Here is a 15,659-nt window from a genome sequence, read left to right on the forward strand (position 1 = left end):
TTTTTTGTCTAATTTATTTTAGCATTAAAAGTTAAACCCTGTTAAAATACCTATTCTTAAATCAAGGAAACCTATTCTATTTCTATCTCCTGACTGTTTTATGAAACCACCATAACCCGCACCAGCAAATAAGTCTAAATTATATATCTTATTTCTAAAAACCTCGTATCCAATAGTCTGACCCATAGAAATGCCTTTACCTTGAAAATCTCTACCATTATCTAAAGAAATAACAGGATGAAAGACATAGGGTCTATAAACATCTTTTTCTATATACCTAAAATAAGTTGAGGTATATAGTTGTTTATCTATTTTGTGTTTGAAATCTAAAATTGCAGTTTTATAAGAATAGTTATTCCCAATATTTATCTCTCCTTTTGAAGCATAAGCCTGAATACTCCATTTTTTTGAAAATTTATATTCTAAAGATAAAGATGGGCCTTTGGCTGCTAAATTAGCAAGGTTTGTATTAATAGAAAATCTTTTTATTTGAGCAAATGAAGTTTTATTACAAAGTATTATAACAGATAATAAAAGAAATATTAAATTTTTCATGACAAATTATTTAACTAAATATACAATATCATTCTTTTAATATGGTTTTATTAGGGTGTTTTAACTAGCTTTAAGCTACCTAATTGCCCAAGTCTATCTTTTATTTTACCCGTGAGCGAAGACGAATGGCACACCAATAAAAAGTATACCTCTTCAATCAAGAACGCAAATCCTACTCCGATAAAAATTTAGATATTCAACCACTTCGTGGTTGTCTAAATTCATTAATTTAATTCGCACCGTATAAAACACTATGCTATTCATATTAAATCCCTTCAGGATTTTTAAGGATTTGCACATACAGCCTAATTTGAGAGCCAAATAAACCAATTTGGTTTATCTACTTTATAATTTTAACAGAAAATGAAATCGCTATTATAAAAAACTCAATTAAATAGTAAACAGTTGAAATGATGACTTACTACCTCAGTTAAAAAAATAAAATCCGTGAGGAAACAAAATTATAGAAGAGACAATCTAAGCCCGAAGGGCTTAAATATGAATAACCACAGGTGCAACCGGTGGCCAAATAACAAACCGATAGAAAAACCCTGAAAGGCTTCAATAAAAAACACCAAACAATGCGTACTTATACCCCCCAAGTTTATTATTCCTTTTTCAGGATCAATAAACCTTTTAAACAAAAATAAAGGAAGTGTGCGGCAAATTGAAGAAACAAAGTCAGAAAGCTAATACCCAGCAGAGTCCTCGGTTTTCTGGCAACATTTAAGTGATCTTGCGGAACAAAAAACGAGATTTGGATTACAATCTCAACCTAACGGCAAACCCGTAAATTATCAATAAGTTAGACATGCGTTAAAGCAAACACATCAAACATCACATTTTATCTTATTTAATCTCGCTTAATCTGAGTTTACTCTATCACCACCAAATTTCCATTCCCATCTTCAGTAATAATCAAATTAGCCATATTCACAAATAAACCATTCTCCACCACTCCTGGTATCGCATTCATTTTTTCCGAAAGTGCTAATGGATTTTCAATTTTATCAAATTTACAATCAACAATCAGGTTTTGGTTATCCGTTACAAAAGGTTTCCCCTCTGCCAATCTCAATTTTGGCTCACAACCTAATTTTTCAAGTTGATCTATAGAAATATTTAACGCAAAAGGCGTCACTTCTACCGGCACCGCATAATCTCCTAATACTTCGCAACGTTTGGCTCCATCAGAAATAATTACGTAAAATTTAGAGATAGACGCCACAATTTTTTCTCTCAGCAAAGCTCCTCCACCACCTTTAATCAGGTTTTTATAAGCATCAAATTCATCAGCTCCATCAATAGTTAAATCTATATGCATCACATCAGCAATATCTAATAGCGGAATATTCAGCTCCAAAGCTAATTTCTCGGTAGCTTTGGATGTAGGTACACCAGTAATTTTTAAACCATTTTTTACCATTTCCCCTATTTTCATAATCGCCCAATACGCAGTAGAACCTGTCCCTAAGCCTACAATCATACCGTCTTTGATATATTCTGTTGCTTTTTCACCAACCAGTTGTTTCGGATTTATCATGGTTTTTTTAGTTTTTCCAAAGATAGAAAACCAAAGGATTTTAAAGATTTTGAAATACAATAATTAGAAAATTTAATTTGGGCGTTTCCACCTGCCGGAGGACAGGCGGGCGGGCTATGCGTTCATACTGCACAAGGCATTATGCGTTTGGCCGGTATCCACTTCTATCCCTAACGCAGTACATAATCCGTTAATTATTGTGGAGGTTAAACAAATTACAGCTACTTTTAAATAGCTATTAAACAGATATCTAAAATTGAATAGCTAGCCCAAAGAACTTAAATATGAGTAACCACTGGCGCAACCGAAACCCTAAAAGGAAAAAGCATTAAAACTTTAAAGAAAAATATAGAGAATTACTTACCGAACATAGAATTGAATTTGATGAAAAATACTTTTTGTAGGTATTCAACAACTTCGTGGTTGTGTTAATCCCATAATTTTATCTATTCATATTAAATCCCTTCGGGATTAATACAAAGGCATGTTCTTTTTTAAATTCATATTAAATCCTTTCGGGATTAATAGAAAGGCATGTTTTTTTAAATTCATATTAAATCCTTTCGGGATTAATAGAAAGACATATTTTTTTAAATTAATATTCAATCCCTTCGTAATTATTTCAAAGGCATATTATATTAATCAATTCATATTAAATCCCTTCGGGATTATTTCAAATGCAAATGGACAAACTATAAATAATATGATAAATTTATAATGACTTGAATGAAAATTTGTTTAAGAACAATTAACTTTAATTTAGTAACCTTTTAAAAATGAATAAAGACTTAATTTTAAGAGAGAAATTAGCTCTGCAAAGAACGATACTTGCAAATCAGTCTACATTTTTGGCTTTCTTAAGAAGCTCCATGTATTTTTTAATTGCAGGAATTAGTATAAAAAATTTAACCACTTTAAAGTATGGCTATTTAATAGAGATAGTCTTTATTGTTATTGCAGCTATTCTTTTAATAACAGGAATAATTAACTACAGAAAACAAAAAATAAAAATTAAAGAGAGTGAAATACATATCGGAAATTATAAAGACGAATATTTAACACCAAACAGCTAAGATTAATTTCTCAAACATGCTGTTTGTGATGTTAACTCAAGAGCTCTCAAAATTCAAATAAATGTAATTTGCAATGCTCTTAAAACCCTCTTAACAAAATAAAAAATCAATATTTATCAGCAACTTTCAAAAAGTCCTTTGCTTTGATTTAACGCTCATTCGTGTATTCGTGGCATAAAAAACACATTGCTATTCGTAATGTTGTAAAATCTAGAACTTCCTAAACAAACCAAAATTAAAAGTGAGATGAATTATATTGTAAAAGATGAAAAGTTGGTTATTCAATACATTCCGGGTAATGGTGCTTGGACCTATCAACTTATTATTCCTAATACAAAAAACATTAAAGGTAAATGGGGCGATTTAAAAGTTTCGGGAACAATAGATAATTACATTATAAAAAATAAAAATTTAGGTCCGGTAAAGAATGCTGATAAAAAACTATCGCTAAATGCTGATCTAAGAAATAGCATAAATAAAGGAGCAGGCGAAATTGTAACGGTTACCCTATTTCTAGAAAATCAAAATAATGTTAAAGATCTTTCTATGATTATGGAATGTTTTAAAGATGCAGAAGTATTAGCAGTTTTTAAAAAATTAGAAATAGAAGATCAAAATGAAATATTAAAAAGCATAACCAATTCCGCTACCGAAGACCAAGAAGTTGAAAAAATATTGAAAGCAATAGAAAGACTTCAAAAATTAAAATAAGAACCCAACCAACCAACCAACCAACCAACCAACCAACCAACCAACCAGCCACAAATAAAACTTTCCGTATCTAAAACCCAATATATCTTGTAAATTCACTTTATGTTAGAACAAATCGACCTACAAAACATTCTGATATTGGATATTGAAACTGTCCCTCAATTTGCAAGCTTTGAGGAACTGCCCAAAAACATGCAAAAACTATGGGATTCGAAAACTTTTTATCAGAGAAAAAATCAGGAAACACCTAGTGAATTTTATGAGCGGGCAGGAATTTGGGCCGAGTTTGGAAAAATAGTTTGCATTTCTGTCGGTATTTTTAAAAACAACCAAAGCTTTAGGGTAAAATCTTATTTTAGTCATGATGAAAAGGAATTATTGGTAGAGTTTAATCAATTATTAAACAACCAACCTCCTCAATTAATGCTTTGTGCGCATAATGGTAAAGAATTTGATTTTCCTTACCTATGCAGAAGAATGCTGATTAACGGCTTAGCTATCCCTAACCAGTTGAATATTATTGGCAAAAAACCTTGGGAAATTCACCATTTAGATACCATGGAATTATGGAAATTTGGCGACTATAAAAACTATACCTCTTTAAATTTATTAGCTGCTATTTTTGGGATTCCCACCCCAAAAGATGATATTGACGGCAGCATGGTAGGCGGTGTTTACTGGCTAGAAAATGATTTAGAACGCATTAAAACCTATTGCCAAAAAGATGTGATTACCACCGCCCGTTTATTACAAAAATTTAAAGGTTTAACGCCTTTAAATGATACGCAAATTACCTTAGTAGATTAATGCAAAAACTCCAGATTAAAGATTTAAACATCCATTTTAAAACCGAAGAAGGTAATTTTCATGCAGTAAAAAACATCAGCATAAAGATTAATAAAGGTGAAATTGTAGGTTTGGTGGGTGAATCTGGCTCTGGAAAATCGGTAACTTCTTTAGCTATTATGCGTTTGTTAGAGAAGAATGCGAGCATTAGCGGTCAGGTTCTATTTGATGATCTCAATCTTTTAACGCTCACTGAAAAGGAAATGCAAAAGTTTAGAGGCAACCAAATTGGGATGATTTTTCAAGAACCCATGACTTCTTTAAATCCGGTTCTTAAATGTGGGAGTCAGGTTGCCGAGAGTATTTTATTGCATCAAAAAACCAATCAAAAAATAGCAAAAGAAAAAACCATTCAGCTTTTTAAGGAAGTTAAACTTCCAAATCCCGAAGAGGTTTTTAATAAATATCCTCACGAACTATCGGGCGGACAAAAACAAAGAGTGATGATTGCCATGGCTTTGGCCTGCGACCCTGAACTATTAATTGCTGATGAGCCTACCACCGCTTTAGACGTAACGGTGCAAAAAAGCATTTTAGAATTGTTATTGAAGCTTAAAACAGAGCGCAACATGAGTTTGATTTTTATCTCTCATGATTTAGGCGTGATTGGTGAAATAGCCGATCGTATTTTAGTCATGTATAAAGGCGAAATTGTGGAGGAAGGATTAATTAAAGATGTTTTTATTCATCCTCAACATGCTTATACCAAGGGCTTATTGGCTTGCCGACCGCTGCCAGATTTACAACTTTCTAAATTGCCAACCATAACAGATTTTGTGCATTTTGAAGATGATAAAATGGTAAGTTCTGCTTTAAGCATTGGCACTTTACAAGAAAAATACGCTATCAGCAGCCAAGAAATTGAAGCAAAAAGAACAGTCTTATACCAACAAAAACCATTACTGCAAATACAAGATTTAAAAACCTGGTTTCCTAAAAATGAAGGCTGGTTTAGCCAAGCAAAAAACTTTACTAAAGCGGTTGATGGTGTGAGTTTTGAAGTTTACCCAGGAGAAACTTTTGGTTTAGTGGGAGAATCTGGCTGCGGAAAAACCACATTGAGCAGAACTATTTTAAAACTACTTGACCCTAGCAGCGGTGAGATTATTTTTAATCAGCAAAATATAACAAAGTTAAATGCCAAAGAAATGCGTCCGTTAAGGAAAGACATTCAAATTATTTTTCAAGATCCTTACTCCTCTTTAAACCCAATAAAAACCATTGGTGAAACCTTAATGGAGCCTTTAAAAGTCCATCAGGTTTTTGCTAACCAACAACAACGGAAAGACTTTATTATAGATTTAATGGCTAAAGTAGGTTTGCAAGCAGCACAATTTAACCGCTATCCGCATGAATTTTCAGGCGGCCAAAGACAAAGAGTGGTAATTGCCCGGGCTTTAGCTTTACAACCTAAACTCATCATTTGTGATGAATCTGTTTCGGCCCTAGATGTTTCTATTCAAGCTCAGGTGCTTAATTTATTGAAAGATTTACAGCAACAATTTCAGCTCACTTACATTTTTATTTCTCATGATATGACTGTAGTAAAACACATGGCAGATCGTATGATGGTGATGAATAAAGGAAAAATTGAAGAAATGGGTTATCCCGAAGAAATTTATCATCACCCAAAAACAGCCTATACCCAAAAATTGGTGAACGCTATTCCAAAAGGGATTTAAAAAAATAGTTAGCCAAAATTAACAAACAGCTAACAAACCGTTTAAAAAACAATGAGGTAATTAAGTTACCTTCGCAAAAAATTAAATCTGATCATTTTAAATGAATCAATCACAAATTACGGTAAGTGTATTAATGGCCGTTTACAATACGCCTTTTGAATTTGCAAAAAGAGCCATTGATTCTGTCTTAAACCAAGATCTTCAAAACTTCGAACTTATTATTTTAGATGATGGAAGCAATTTAGCTTTGGGCGAACAACTGCTTCAATATTGCCAAATCAACGAATCTAAGTTAACTTATATCAGAATTAAAAATAACGGACAATCACAAGCTATTAACCGTGGTGTTCAATTTACCAGAGGAAAATACATTGCAATTATAGATGCTGATGATGAATACAAGCCCAATCATTTATCCAGCTGTTTAAAAGAGATGCAATTTGCCGATTTAACTTCTTCTCTTACAGAAACCATTGTAAACCATGAAGATGATTATTATGTGCCTGATAAACATGATTATAAAAAGAATATCCATGTAGATGATTGTATTCTTTTCGCCACCCTTTTTGGTAAAAAAGAGGTTTTTAAAGAAATTGGTTTCAAAAATATGTACGCTGCCGATAGCCATTTTTATGAACAAGCCGCAGAGCAATATTTGGTTAAAAAACTAAATATCCGTACCTATATTTATTACCGAAACGTATCAGGAAGCATTACTGCAAAGTTGAAAGAAGAACAACTTCTAGCTTCTTAAACCATGCTTTCATCTATTAAACAAATCATTTGCGCTACCCTACTCACAGGCGTTTACGATGTAAATAGAAACGAATTATTAGCCGAAGATCATTTCGAAATCATTAAAGATTGGTACAATTCTATCGTTAAACTTCAGTTAAGAGGCATAGTTTTTCACAACACCTTTTCTGATGAAACAATAAATACCTACCAAAATAAAAACGTATCGTTTATAAAGGTAAATTATGATGGCACTTTAAATGCAAACGTTTATCGCTATTTTATTTATAAAGATTTTTTAGAGGCTTACGCCGATAAAATAGACCATCTATTTGTAACCGATATTGCCGATGTGGAGGTGATTAAAAACCCTTTTATAGAGCCTTTATTTGTCAACCATCCTGAAGATTTATTTTGTGGTGATGAACCTGAAATATTAGCTAATGAATGGATGCAAAACCACAACACTCATCTTAGAAATTCAATCTCGGGTTTTTCAGCTTACGAAGAAGAAAACAACGCCCAAACACTACTTAATTGCGGTATTATTGGAGGAAGTGTTAAAGTAATGAAAACCTTAATGGATGAATTAGTAAACATCCATTCTACTTATACCATTCACAATAAAAGCCCTTACACTTTAGACATGGGCGCTTTTAATTATGTTGCTCGCACTCAATTTAGTCAGCATTTACAACATGGCGAACCTATAAACACTATTTTTAAGCAATACCAAACCACACGTTCTGATTGTTGGTTTAAGCATAAATAAAAAAGCCGCTATTTGAAATTTCAAACAGCGGTTTTTTATGATTTTTAATTTACTTATTTCTTATTCTTCACATAGGTTTCTAACCAAGTATCTTGTTCCCAAAGCATGTGCAATAAATTTTCTCTTCCTCTATAGCTATGCGCTTCATAAGGTAAAAAGGTAAATCTAACTGTACCACCGGCACCTTTAATAGCAGCAAACAAGCGCTCACTATTAATTGGGAAAGTTCCTGGATTATCATCACTATCACCATGAATCAATAAAATTGGCGTCTTAATTTTATCTGCATAGCTAAACGGACTCATTTCATAATACAATTGAGGAGCTTGCCAATAAGTACGTTCCTCGTTTTGGAAACCAAAGGGAGTTAACGTTCTATTATAAGCGCCACTTCTTGCAATACCGGCAGCAAACAAATTGGTATGCGCTAATAAATTAGCAGTCATAAAAGCACCATAACTATGTCCGCCAACAGCCATTCTGTTTTTATCTCCAACACCCATTCCAGATAATTTACCTATAGCAGCTTCTGCATTTTGCTTTAATTGCTCTACAAATGTATCATTTGGTCTTTTATCACCCTGTGCAACAATTGGCATTTCTGCATTGTCTAAAACAGCATAACCTCTGGTTGCCCAAAAAATTGGAGAACCCCAACTCAAAGTGGTAAATCTGTTTTCAGAACCACGTACTTGAGCAGCATCCGCAGCCGAATTAAACTCTCTTGGATAAGCCCATATTAAAGTTGGCAACGGTCCGTCTTTTGCTTTATCATATCCCTTTGGTAAATATAAATCGCCGGTAAGGTCTATGCCATCAGCTCTTTTATAAAATACTTTTTCTTTTGAGATGCCTTCTAAGCCAGGATAAGGATTAGTGAAATTAGTAACTGGCACATCGGCAATTTTAAGTATCAAATTTTTGATGTAATAATTAGGCACCATCTTCTGACTTTCTCTACGGGTAAGCAAAACCATTTTATTAGGATCTAAAACTTCGCTTACAAACTCATAAGTACCTGCTGGGCAACGCCAAATAATTTCATTCTTTTTAGTGGCTAAATCAAACTTAGATAAAAAAGGTAAATCTCCTTTTTCAGATGCGCCAGTGGTATTATTCATCAATATTTTGGTATTGTTATCTACCAAAGTAATTACCTGACGGTCAAATTTATTCTTGGTCGTAACTGGGCTTCCTAAATCACCATAAGCATCAGTTTGGTTACGATTGTACAATTCTTCCAAAGCTCCGGTTGTTGGGTTATATCTGCTTGTTTTTGTAGTTTGTTTGCTACGTAAACCTTCTACAACCAAAGCCAAGTTGGCATCTCCCCACTGTATTCCTCGAAAGCGAGTGGTAGTTTTAAAAAGTTCTTCTTCTGAACCTGTAAATGGCGCACTTAAAGAATAAACAGCATCATGAAAAGGCACTTCTGCTTTTATTAATCCGCCATCTAAAGGTTTTGCCCAAGTAATGGTTGCAGCTTCATCATCTCTCCAATCAAAACTACGAGGCACATTTTGGGTATTATCATATCCAGAAGGTGTACCTTCTCTTGATGGCAATTCGGCAATAACTTTTACGGTTTTACCGGTTAAATCTTGAATACTTACCGTAGTTGGAAAACCACCAGCAGTAACCAAATAAGAAAATGGTTTACGAATTGTATTTACCAACATATATTTTTTATCTGGAGATAAGCTTACCGAATTATAAATAGCTGGCTTGCCTACCGGAGTTTCTACACCATTAATGTTTTTCACTAATTGTGAAGTTCCAAAAAACTCAAACAGACTTTCATCAAAAGGTGTTTTAATTAAATCTTGAAAAGTGGCGCTTGGGGCAGCCTTGCCTAAACTTAATTGTACCGTTGGGCCTTTAGGTTTTAATGGTTTTTGAGGCGCAGCACTTGCTGGTTGGGTGATGGTTCTGTATAAAATAGTTTGATCATTTAACCAGGTAATTCCACTTCCTAAAACCACATTTAAATATTGCTTATTAATTTTAGTAGCTTTTTTGGTAGCAACATCAATTAAATAAAGGTCTACTCCTTTTTGCGTGGTATTGGTAAAAGCAATTTTATTTTCTGATGGATTCCAACTGGCATTACCTGCTAAAAGTGGTTGCGGTAAACCTGCAATCTGAAAAGTTTGTCCGGTTTTAAAGTTTTTTAAACTAAAATTATTCACGAAAATCTGACGACTAGGTGCAAAATTATTAGGATTCAATCTTAATCCCGCAATCCTGTATTCTGGCAAAGCCAACTCCTCAACAGATGGATAAGAATTTCTTTCGCTAAAAAGTATCCATTCGGCTTTACCATCCATACTAATAGACGGTGTTGGTTTGGCCAAAAGTAAATCTGCAATTTCTTTGGGAGGTAATTTATAGCTCAAATCATCTTGAGCATAGGTGTTTAAATTAAAAAAACTACCTGCAACCAAAAAGTAGAGTAAGGTTTTCTTGATCATATATTCTTAATTAAATTTGAATTTGATAAACTAAATGTAGCTTTAAATGAGGCTATTTAACAGTTGTAACAAAATATTTATACAAGTACAATCAAAGCTTTTACATTGAAATTTAATACGTTGAGGAGCTAAAAATGTCTTTATTGGTTTTTAGTGTTTATATTGTTTAAATGCTCATTAATATTTTCATCACTTTCCAAATCTTTCCTTTAAATTTAAAATATCTCATTAAAATCATTTTCAATCACTAGTTTAAAACATGTATCCATTCATTAAAAATAAAATCGTTTTTGGATTTTTATTAATCCTTAGTTTTTCTACTGTTTATGGGCAATCTGTTTATTTTCCTGATGCAAATTGGCAAACAAAAAAGCCTGTAGAAGTTAAAATGAATAGTAAAATGATTGATAGTGCAGTAAATTTTGCCTTAAAAAATGAAATTAAATTAGATGTTGATTTAAGGTTGGCGCTTTTAAAATCATGGAATAGAGAACCAGGTTACCATATTATTGGCCCTACAAAAGACAGAGGCAAACCCACCGGTATGATTATTAAAAACGGATACATTGTAGCCCAATGGGGCGATGTAAACCGAGTGGATATGACTTTTAGCGCCACCAAAAGCTACCTTTCTACAATTGCTGGTTTGGCCATAGACCAGCGCTTAATTAAAAGTGTTGATGATAAAGTAAACCAATATGTTTGGGATGATAAATTTGAAAGCCAGCATAATTCTAAAATAACCTGGAGACATTTATTAACACAATCATCTGATTGGAGCGGTAATTTATTTGAAGTGGAAGATTGGGCTGACAGGCCACCAAGAGAAGGAGGAATTGATACCTGGAAAACCCGCAAATTAAACGAGCCTGGCACTTTTTTTAAATACAATGATGTAAGAGTTAATTTATTGGCCTATTCTTTATTGCAGGTTTGGAGAAAACCCTTACCACAAATATTAAAAGATAAAATAATGGATCCTATTGGTGCATCAACCACCTGGCGTTGGTATGGTTATGATAATGCCTTTGTTAATATTGATGGCGTAATGACACAATCTGTAAGTGGTGGCGGGCACCATGGTGGTGGTTTGTTTATTAGTGCTTTAGATCACGCCCGCTTTGGGTTATTGTTTGCCAGAAATGGAAAATGGAATAATCAACAATTAATATCAGAACAATGGGTAAAATCTGTAAATCAACCATCTGCAGCTAATAAATCTTATGGTTTTATGTGGTGGACAAATCACGAAAAACAATTAGGTAATATTTCTAAAGATATTTATTACGCAGCCGGCTACGGTGGAAATTACATTATTGTAGATAAAGCAAATGATTTGGTAATGGTAGTAAGATGGATAGATACTACTAAATTAAATGAGTTTATTGCTTTGGTGGAAGGGGCTTTGGATAATGTGAAATAGGATGAAAACATTTAGCGCTTTATTAGAAGATTATAATCATTTAGCTCTGTGAACTCCGTGTCCTCCGTGGTTAAAATTTCATCATCATGCATAAAGTACTATATCTTATTGTTTTTTAAGGCTTTAACTGGGTGTTTTTTTTACCACAGAGATTCAGAGAGCACAGAGTAAAAAAGATAAATCTCTGTATGATTCGCATTAGGGATAGAAAGGGTTTAGTACCCATTTTTTATGGGTACCGAAGCGCAGCGTAGTCCGGGCGTGAACTGCACCCCAAAAAATCACCTTCAAAGTTTCATCATTTTAATCCTTAATACAGCCTATTAAATCAAAATTTCGCATTAAAGAATTGTTAAATCAGAAGAATTTAGAAACATATTGTTTATTTTGAGCTTTAAATAGTAATCAACATTAATAAGTATGTCAAATCACCAAGGAAATTCTATTAAACAAGTACTTACGCAGTTGATTTCCAATGTATTTGAGAAATCAGGCAATCAACCTATGAATTTTAGACAGGTTGCAGGCAAACTAAATATTATAGATCCAGATTCTAAAGCTACCATTTTAGAGATTTTAGAAGACGAAACCCTTAACGGTGTTTTTATGGAGAAAGAAAAAGGCAAATACCAATTACATGTGGTTAATGCTTTTTTAACCGGCAAAATTGATATGGCTAGTGATGGTTCGGCATTTTTGATTCCAGATGATGAGTTTGAAAAAGACATTTATATTGCTCCCCGTAAATTGCGCACTGCTTTACATGGCGATAAAGTAAAACTTCACGTTTATGCCAACAGCAAAGGAAAGCGTAAAGAAGGAGAAGTGGTAGAAATTACCGAAAGGGCAAAAATGGAGTTTACCGGAATTGTTAAACTCTCGCAACATTTTGCATTTTTTATTCCCGATGACCGAAAAATGCTTCATGATATTTTTATTCCTTTAGAGGATTTAAATGGCGCTAAAAATGGCGTAAAAGCATTAGCCCGAATTGTAGATTGGCCTGATGGAGCTAAAAACCCAGTTGGGATGATTAAAAGTGTTTTGGGCAGACAAGGCGAGAATGACACAGAAATGAATGCCATTTTAGCCGAGTATGGTTTTCCACTAAAATTTCCGGATGAAGTGGAGCAAGAAGCTACCGCTATTTCTAAAGTGATTGAACAAAAAGAGATTGATAAAAGAAGAGATTTTAGAGATATTTTAACTTTTACAATTGACCCTTTTGATGCAAAAGATTTTGATGATGCCATCTCTTTTAAAAAACTAGAAAATGGAAATTATGAGGTGGGTGTACATATTGCCGATGTTGCGCATTACGTAATTCCGGATACGGCTTTAGATAAAGAGGCTTTTGATAGAGGAACTTCTGTTTATTTGGTAGACAGGGTAATCCCGATGTTACCAGAAAATCTTTCGAATGGCTTATGTTCTTTAAGACCAAATGAAGAGAAGCTTTGTTTCTCGGCAGTTTTTGAATTAGACCCTGAGGCACAATTAGTGAATGAATGGTTTGGTAGAACGGTAATTTACTCCGACCGTAGGTTTGCTTATGAAGAAGTGCAAGAAATTATTGAGGCTAAAGAAGGCGAATATGTAGAAGAAATTTTAACGCTGAATGATTTAGCTTATAAATTAAGAGACCGTAAATTTAAGCATGGTGCCATCAGTTTTGAATCTACAGAAGTGAAATTTAAACTAGATGAACATGGCAAACCCATTGGCGTTTATGTGAAAGAACGTAAGGATGCGCATAAATTAATTGAAGATTTTATGCTTTTAGCGAATAAAAAAGTAGCCGAATTTATTGCTAAAAAAGGTAAAGGAAAAAATAAATACACTTTTGTTTACAGAGCTCACGATTCGCCAAAACCAGAAAGTTTGGCGAATTTCGCTCAGTTTGCTTTAAAGTTTGGGCATAAAATATCCACCAAATCTGATAGAGATACCGCAAAGTCTTTAAATAAATTAATGGCTGATGTGGAAGGTACTAAAGAACAAAACGTTTTAACTCAGTTGGCCATTCGTTCTATGGCAAAAGCCATTTACACTACAAAAAGCAGTAGTCATTATGGTTTAGCATTTGATTTTTACACTCACTTTACCTCTCCTATTCGTAGGTATCCGGATGTGATGGCGCATCGTTTATTACAACATTATTTAGATGATGGAAGTAGCGTAAATGCAGATCATTACGAAAAAATGTGTCAGCATGCTTCTCAAATGGAGAAAAAAGCCGCTGATGCAGAAAGAGCTTCTATTAAATATAAACAAGCCGAATACCTGCAAGATAATATTGGTCAAACCTATTTAGGAATTATTTCTGGCGTAACAGAATGGGGAATGTATGTAGAAATTCAGGAAAATAAATGTGAGGGAATGATTAGGCTGAGAGATATTTCTGATGACTTTTACACCTTAGATGAAAAGAATTATTGCATAATTGGGCAGAAAAAGAAGAGAACCTACCAATTAGGTGACGAGGTGAGAATTAAAGTAAAACGAGTGGATTTAGGGAAAAGACAAATTGACTTTAGTTTGGTGATTGATTGATTTGAAAATTATTAATTTGATGATTTGATGATTTGAAAATTGCCCATCAAACCGCAGAGTTTATTTCAATTTTATGATTTGATAATTTGATAATTTGAAGATGTCCTGTATAACCGTAGACATGATTTGGAAATTTGAAGATGTTTTTTTTTTAAACCACAGAGAGCGCAAAGGACACAGAGTTGATTTGGATATTGAATAAGACCGTAAATAACAATTTAACAACTACGCTCTTCTTGATACTCGATACTTGATACTTAATACTTTATACCCAGTACCCAATACCCTATACTAATATGCATAGCATCAAAGAATTACAACAAATTATAGACCAAGCGGTAAAAGAAACCACCTATCCTGCCGAACCTAAAGAACTTTATGAGCCTATCTCCTACTTAATGTCTTTAGGAGGAAAAAGGTTGAGACCTGCATTGGTATTAATGGCTACAGATTTGTTTAACGGAGATATTAAAGCCGCTTTAGCACCTGCACTAGCGATAGAGCTCTTTCATAATTTTACCTTAATGCATGATGATATTATGGATAAAGCACCATTAAGAAGAGGAAAACCAACGGTACATGCTAAATGGAATGAATCTGTTGCTATTTTATCTGGCGATGTGATGTTTGTTAAAGCTTACAAAATGATGATTCAGGTTAAACCCGATATTCTTATTCAGGTATTAGAGATTTTTAATACTACGGCTGTTGGAGTTTGTGAGGGGCAGCAAATAGACATGAATTTTGAATTGAGAGATGAAGTTTCTGTTGCTGAGTACATAGAAATGATTAGGTTAAAAACTGCTGTTTTATTGGGTGGAGCTTTAAAAATTGGAGCTTTAATAGGCGAAGCTTCAGAAACTGATGCACAACATCTTTATGAATTTGGCGAAAACCTGGGGATTGCATTTCAATTGCAAGATGATATTTTAGATGTTTACGGTGATCCTGAAAAATTTGGAAAACAAGTAGGCGGAGACATCATCTCTAATAAAAAAACCTTTCTTTTAATTACAGCATTAGCATTAGCCAAAGGCGATGTCTTAGAAGAATTAAACCATTGGCTTTCTTTAAAGGAATTTAATCCCGAAGAAAAAGTAATGGCGGTTAGAGCCATTTATGATCAATTAGGAATTAGAACTTTATCTGAATCAAAAATGCAGTCTTATGCAGAAAAATCTATTACTGAATTTAATTTAATTAATGTACCTGGGGAGAATAAAGGGGTATTACTAGAATTTGCAGAGATGTTGGTGGAGAGACAACATTAAAAGGTTACTAAAATTTAAATTAAA

12 protein-coding genes are annotated in these 15,659 nt (G+C 33.5%); 9 read left to right on the forward strand and 3 right to left on the reverse strand.

Annotated features, from left to right (window positions below; genetic code table 11):
* Positions 1-24: 24 nt before the first annotated feature.
* Both FA046_RS10475 and rpiA read right to left on the reverse strand, forming a co-directional pair.
* A complete protein-coding gene (locus FA046_RS10475) occupies positions 25-555 on the reverse strand; it encodes a DUF3575 domain-containing protein (protein WP_136826355.1) in 531 nt (176 codons plus the stop codon).
* An 874-nt stretch (positions 556-1,429) separates the two neighbouring features.
* Positions 1,430-2,098 (reverse strand): ribose-5-phosphate isomerase RpiA, encoded by a 669-nt coding sequence (gene rpiA / locus FA046_RS10480; protein ID WP_225870915.1) that lies wholly within the window; start codon positions 2,096-2,098, stop codon positions 1,430-1,432.
* Between the two features lie 776 nt (positions 2,099-2,874).
* On the opposite strand from rpiA, the gene FA046_RS10485 reads away from it, so the two are divergent.
* The 6 genes from FA046_RS10485 (at position 2,875) to FA046_RS10515 (ending at position 7,917) form a co-directional block, all read left to right on the forward strand.
* The gene (locus FA046_RS10485; protein ID WP_136826356.1) at positions 2,875-3,171 is read left to right on the forward strand and encodes a DUF202 domain-containing protein; all 297 of its coding nucleotides are present in this window, start codon (positions 2,875-2,877) and stop codon (positions 3,169-3,171) included.
* Positions 3,172-3,417: 246 nt separating this feature from the next.
* The gene (locus FA046_RS10490; RefSeq protein ID WP_136826357.1) at positions 3,418-3,882 is read left to right on the forward strand and encodes a DUF1905 domain-containing protein; all 465 of its coding nucleotides are present in this window, start codon (positions 3,418-3,420) and stop codon (positions 3,880-3,882) included.
* A 102-nt stretch (positions 3,883-3,984) separates the two neighbouring features.
* Complete coding sequence (locus FA046_RS10500) at positions 3,985-4,689, forward strand: 3'-5' exonuclease (protein WP_136826358.1); 705 nt, start codon at positions 3,985-3,987, stop codon at positions 4,687-4,689.
* On the forward strand, positions 4,689-6,410 hold the full coding sequence (locus FA046_RS10505) for an ABC transporter ATP-binding protein (protein ID WP_136826359.1): 1,722 nt from the start codon (positions 4,689-4,691) through the stop codon (positions 6,408-6,410). The genes FA046_RS10500 and FA046_RS10505 overlap by 1 nt, the downstream gene beginning before the upstream one ends.
* Positions 6,411-6,510: 100 nt before the next feature.
* The gene (locus FA046_RS10510; protein ID WP_136826360.1) at positions 6,511-7,164 is read left to right on the forward strand and encodes a glycosyltransferase family 2 protein; all 654 of its coding nucleotides are present in this window, start codon (positions 6,511-6,513) and stop codon (positions 7,162-7,164) included.
* A gap of 3 nt (positions 7,165-7,167) precedes the next feature.
* On the forward strand, positions 7,168-7,917 hold the full coding sequence (locus FA046_RS10515) for a hypothetical protein (protein WP_136826361.1): 750 nt from the start codon (positions 7,168-7,170) through the stop codon (positions 7,915-7,917).
* A 53-nt stretch (positions 7,918-7,970) separates the two neighbouring features.
* Here FA046_RS10515 and FA046_RS10520 read toward each other — a convergent pair whose 3' ends face one another.
* The gene (locus FA046_RS10520; protein ID WP_136826362.1) at positions 7,971-10,388 is read right to left on the reverse strand and encodes an alpha/beta hydrolase family protein; all 2,418 of its coding nucleotides are present in this window, start codon (positions 10,386-10,388) and stop codon (positions 7,971-7,973) included.
* Between the two features lie 259 nt (positions 10,389-10,647).
* Here FA046_RS10520 and FA046_RS10525 point away from each other — a divergent pair, with 259 nt between their 5' ends.
* The 3 genes from FA046_RS10525 (at position 10,648) to FA046_RS10535 (ending at position 15,635) form a co-directional block, all read left to right on the forward strand.
* A complete protein-coding gene (locus FA046_RS10525) occupies positions 10,648-11,811 on the forward strand; it encodes a serine hydrolase domain-containing protein (RefSeq protein ID WP_136826363.1) in 1,164 nt (387 codons plus the stop codon).
* Positions 11,812-12,231: 420 nt separating this feature from the next.
* Positions 12,232-14,364 (forward strand): ribonuclease R, encoded by a 2,133-nt coding sequence (gene rnr, locus FA046_RS10530; protein WP_136826364.1) that lies wholly within the window; start codon positions 12,232-12,234, stop codon positions 14,362-14,364.
* 296 nt (positions 14,365-14,660) lie between these two features.
* The gene (locus FA046_RS10535) at positions 14,661-15,635 is read left to right on the forward strand and encodes a polyprenyl synthetase family protein (protein ID WP_136826365.1); all 975 of its coding nucleotides are present in this window, start codon (positions 14,661-14,663) and stop codon (positions 15,633-15,635) included.
* Positions 15,636-15,659 lie beyond the last annotated feature (24 nt).

It is taken from the genome of Pedobacter cryophilus (assembly GCF_005116455.1).
In the GTDB taxonomy this organism is placed as follows: domain Bacteria; phylum Bacteroidota; class Bacteroidia; order Sphingobacteriales; family Sphingobacteriaceae; genus Pseudopedobacter; species Pseudopedobacter cryophilum.

Excerpts from the sequence above, each read along its gene's own strand:
- FA046_RS10505 (WP_136826359.1), top strand. The coding sequence starts at position 4,689 with ATGCAAAAACTCCAGATTAAAGATTTAAACATCCATTTTAAAACCGAA.
- FA046_RS10520 (WP_136826362.1), bottom strand. The coding sequence starts at position 10,388 with ATGATCAAGAAAACCTTACTCTACTTTTTGGTTGCAGGTAGTTTTTTT.
- FA046_RS10485 (WP_136826356.1), top strand. The coding sequence starts at position 2,875 with ATGAATAAAGACTTAATTTTAAGAGAGAAATTAGCTCTGCAAAGAACG.
- FA046_RS10475 (WP_136826355.1), bottom strand. The coding sequence starts at position 555 with ATGAAAAATTTAATATTTCTTTTATTATCTGTTATAATACTTTGTAAT.
- FA046_RS10500 (WP_136826358.1), top strand. The coding sequence starts at position 3,985 with ATGTTAGAACAAATCGACCTACAAAACATTCTGATATTGGATATTGAA.
- rnr (WP_136826364.1), top strand. The coding sequence starts at position 12,232 with ATGTCAAATCACCAAGGAAATTCTATTAAACAAGTACTTACGCAGTTG.
- FA046_RS10515 (WP_136826361.1), top strand. The coding sequence starts at position 7,168 with ATGCTTTCATCTATTAAACAAATCATTTGCGCTACCCTACTCACAGGC.
- FA046_RS10510 (WP_136826360.1), top strand. The coding sequence starts at position 6,511 with ATGAATCAATCACAAATTACGGTAAGTGTATTAATGGCCGTTTACAAT.
- FA046_RS10525 (WP_136826363.1), top strand. The coding sequence starts at position 10,648 with ATGTATCCATTCATTAAAAATAAAATCGTTTTTGGATTTTTATTAATC.
- FA046_RS10535 (WP_136826365.1), top strand. The coding sequence starts at position 14,661 with ATGCATAGCATCAAAGAATTACAACAAATTATAGACCAAGCGGTAAAA.
- FA046_RS10490 (WP_136826357.1), top strand. The coding sequence starts at position 3,418 with ATGAATTATATTGTAAAAGATGAAAAGTTGGTTATTCAATACATTCCG.
- rpiA (WP_225870915.1), bottom strand. The coding sequence starts at position 2,098 with ATGATAAATCCGAAACAACTGGTTGGTGAAAAAGCAACAGAATATATC.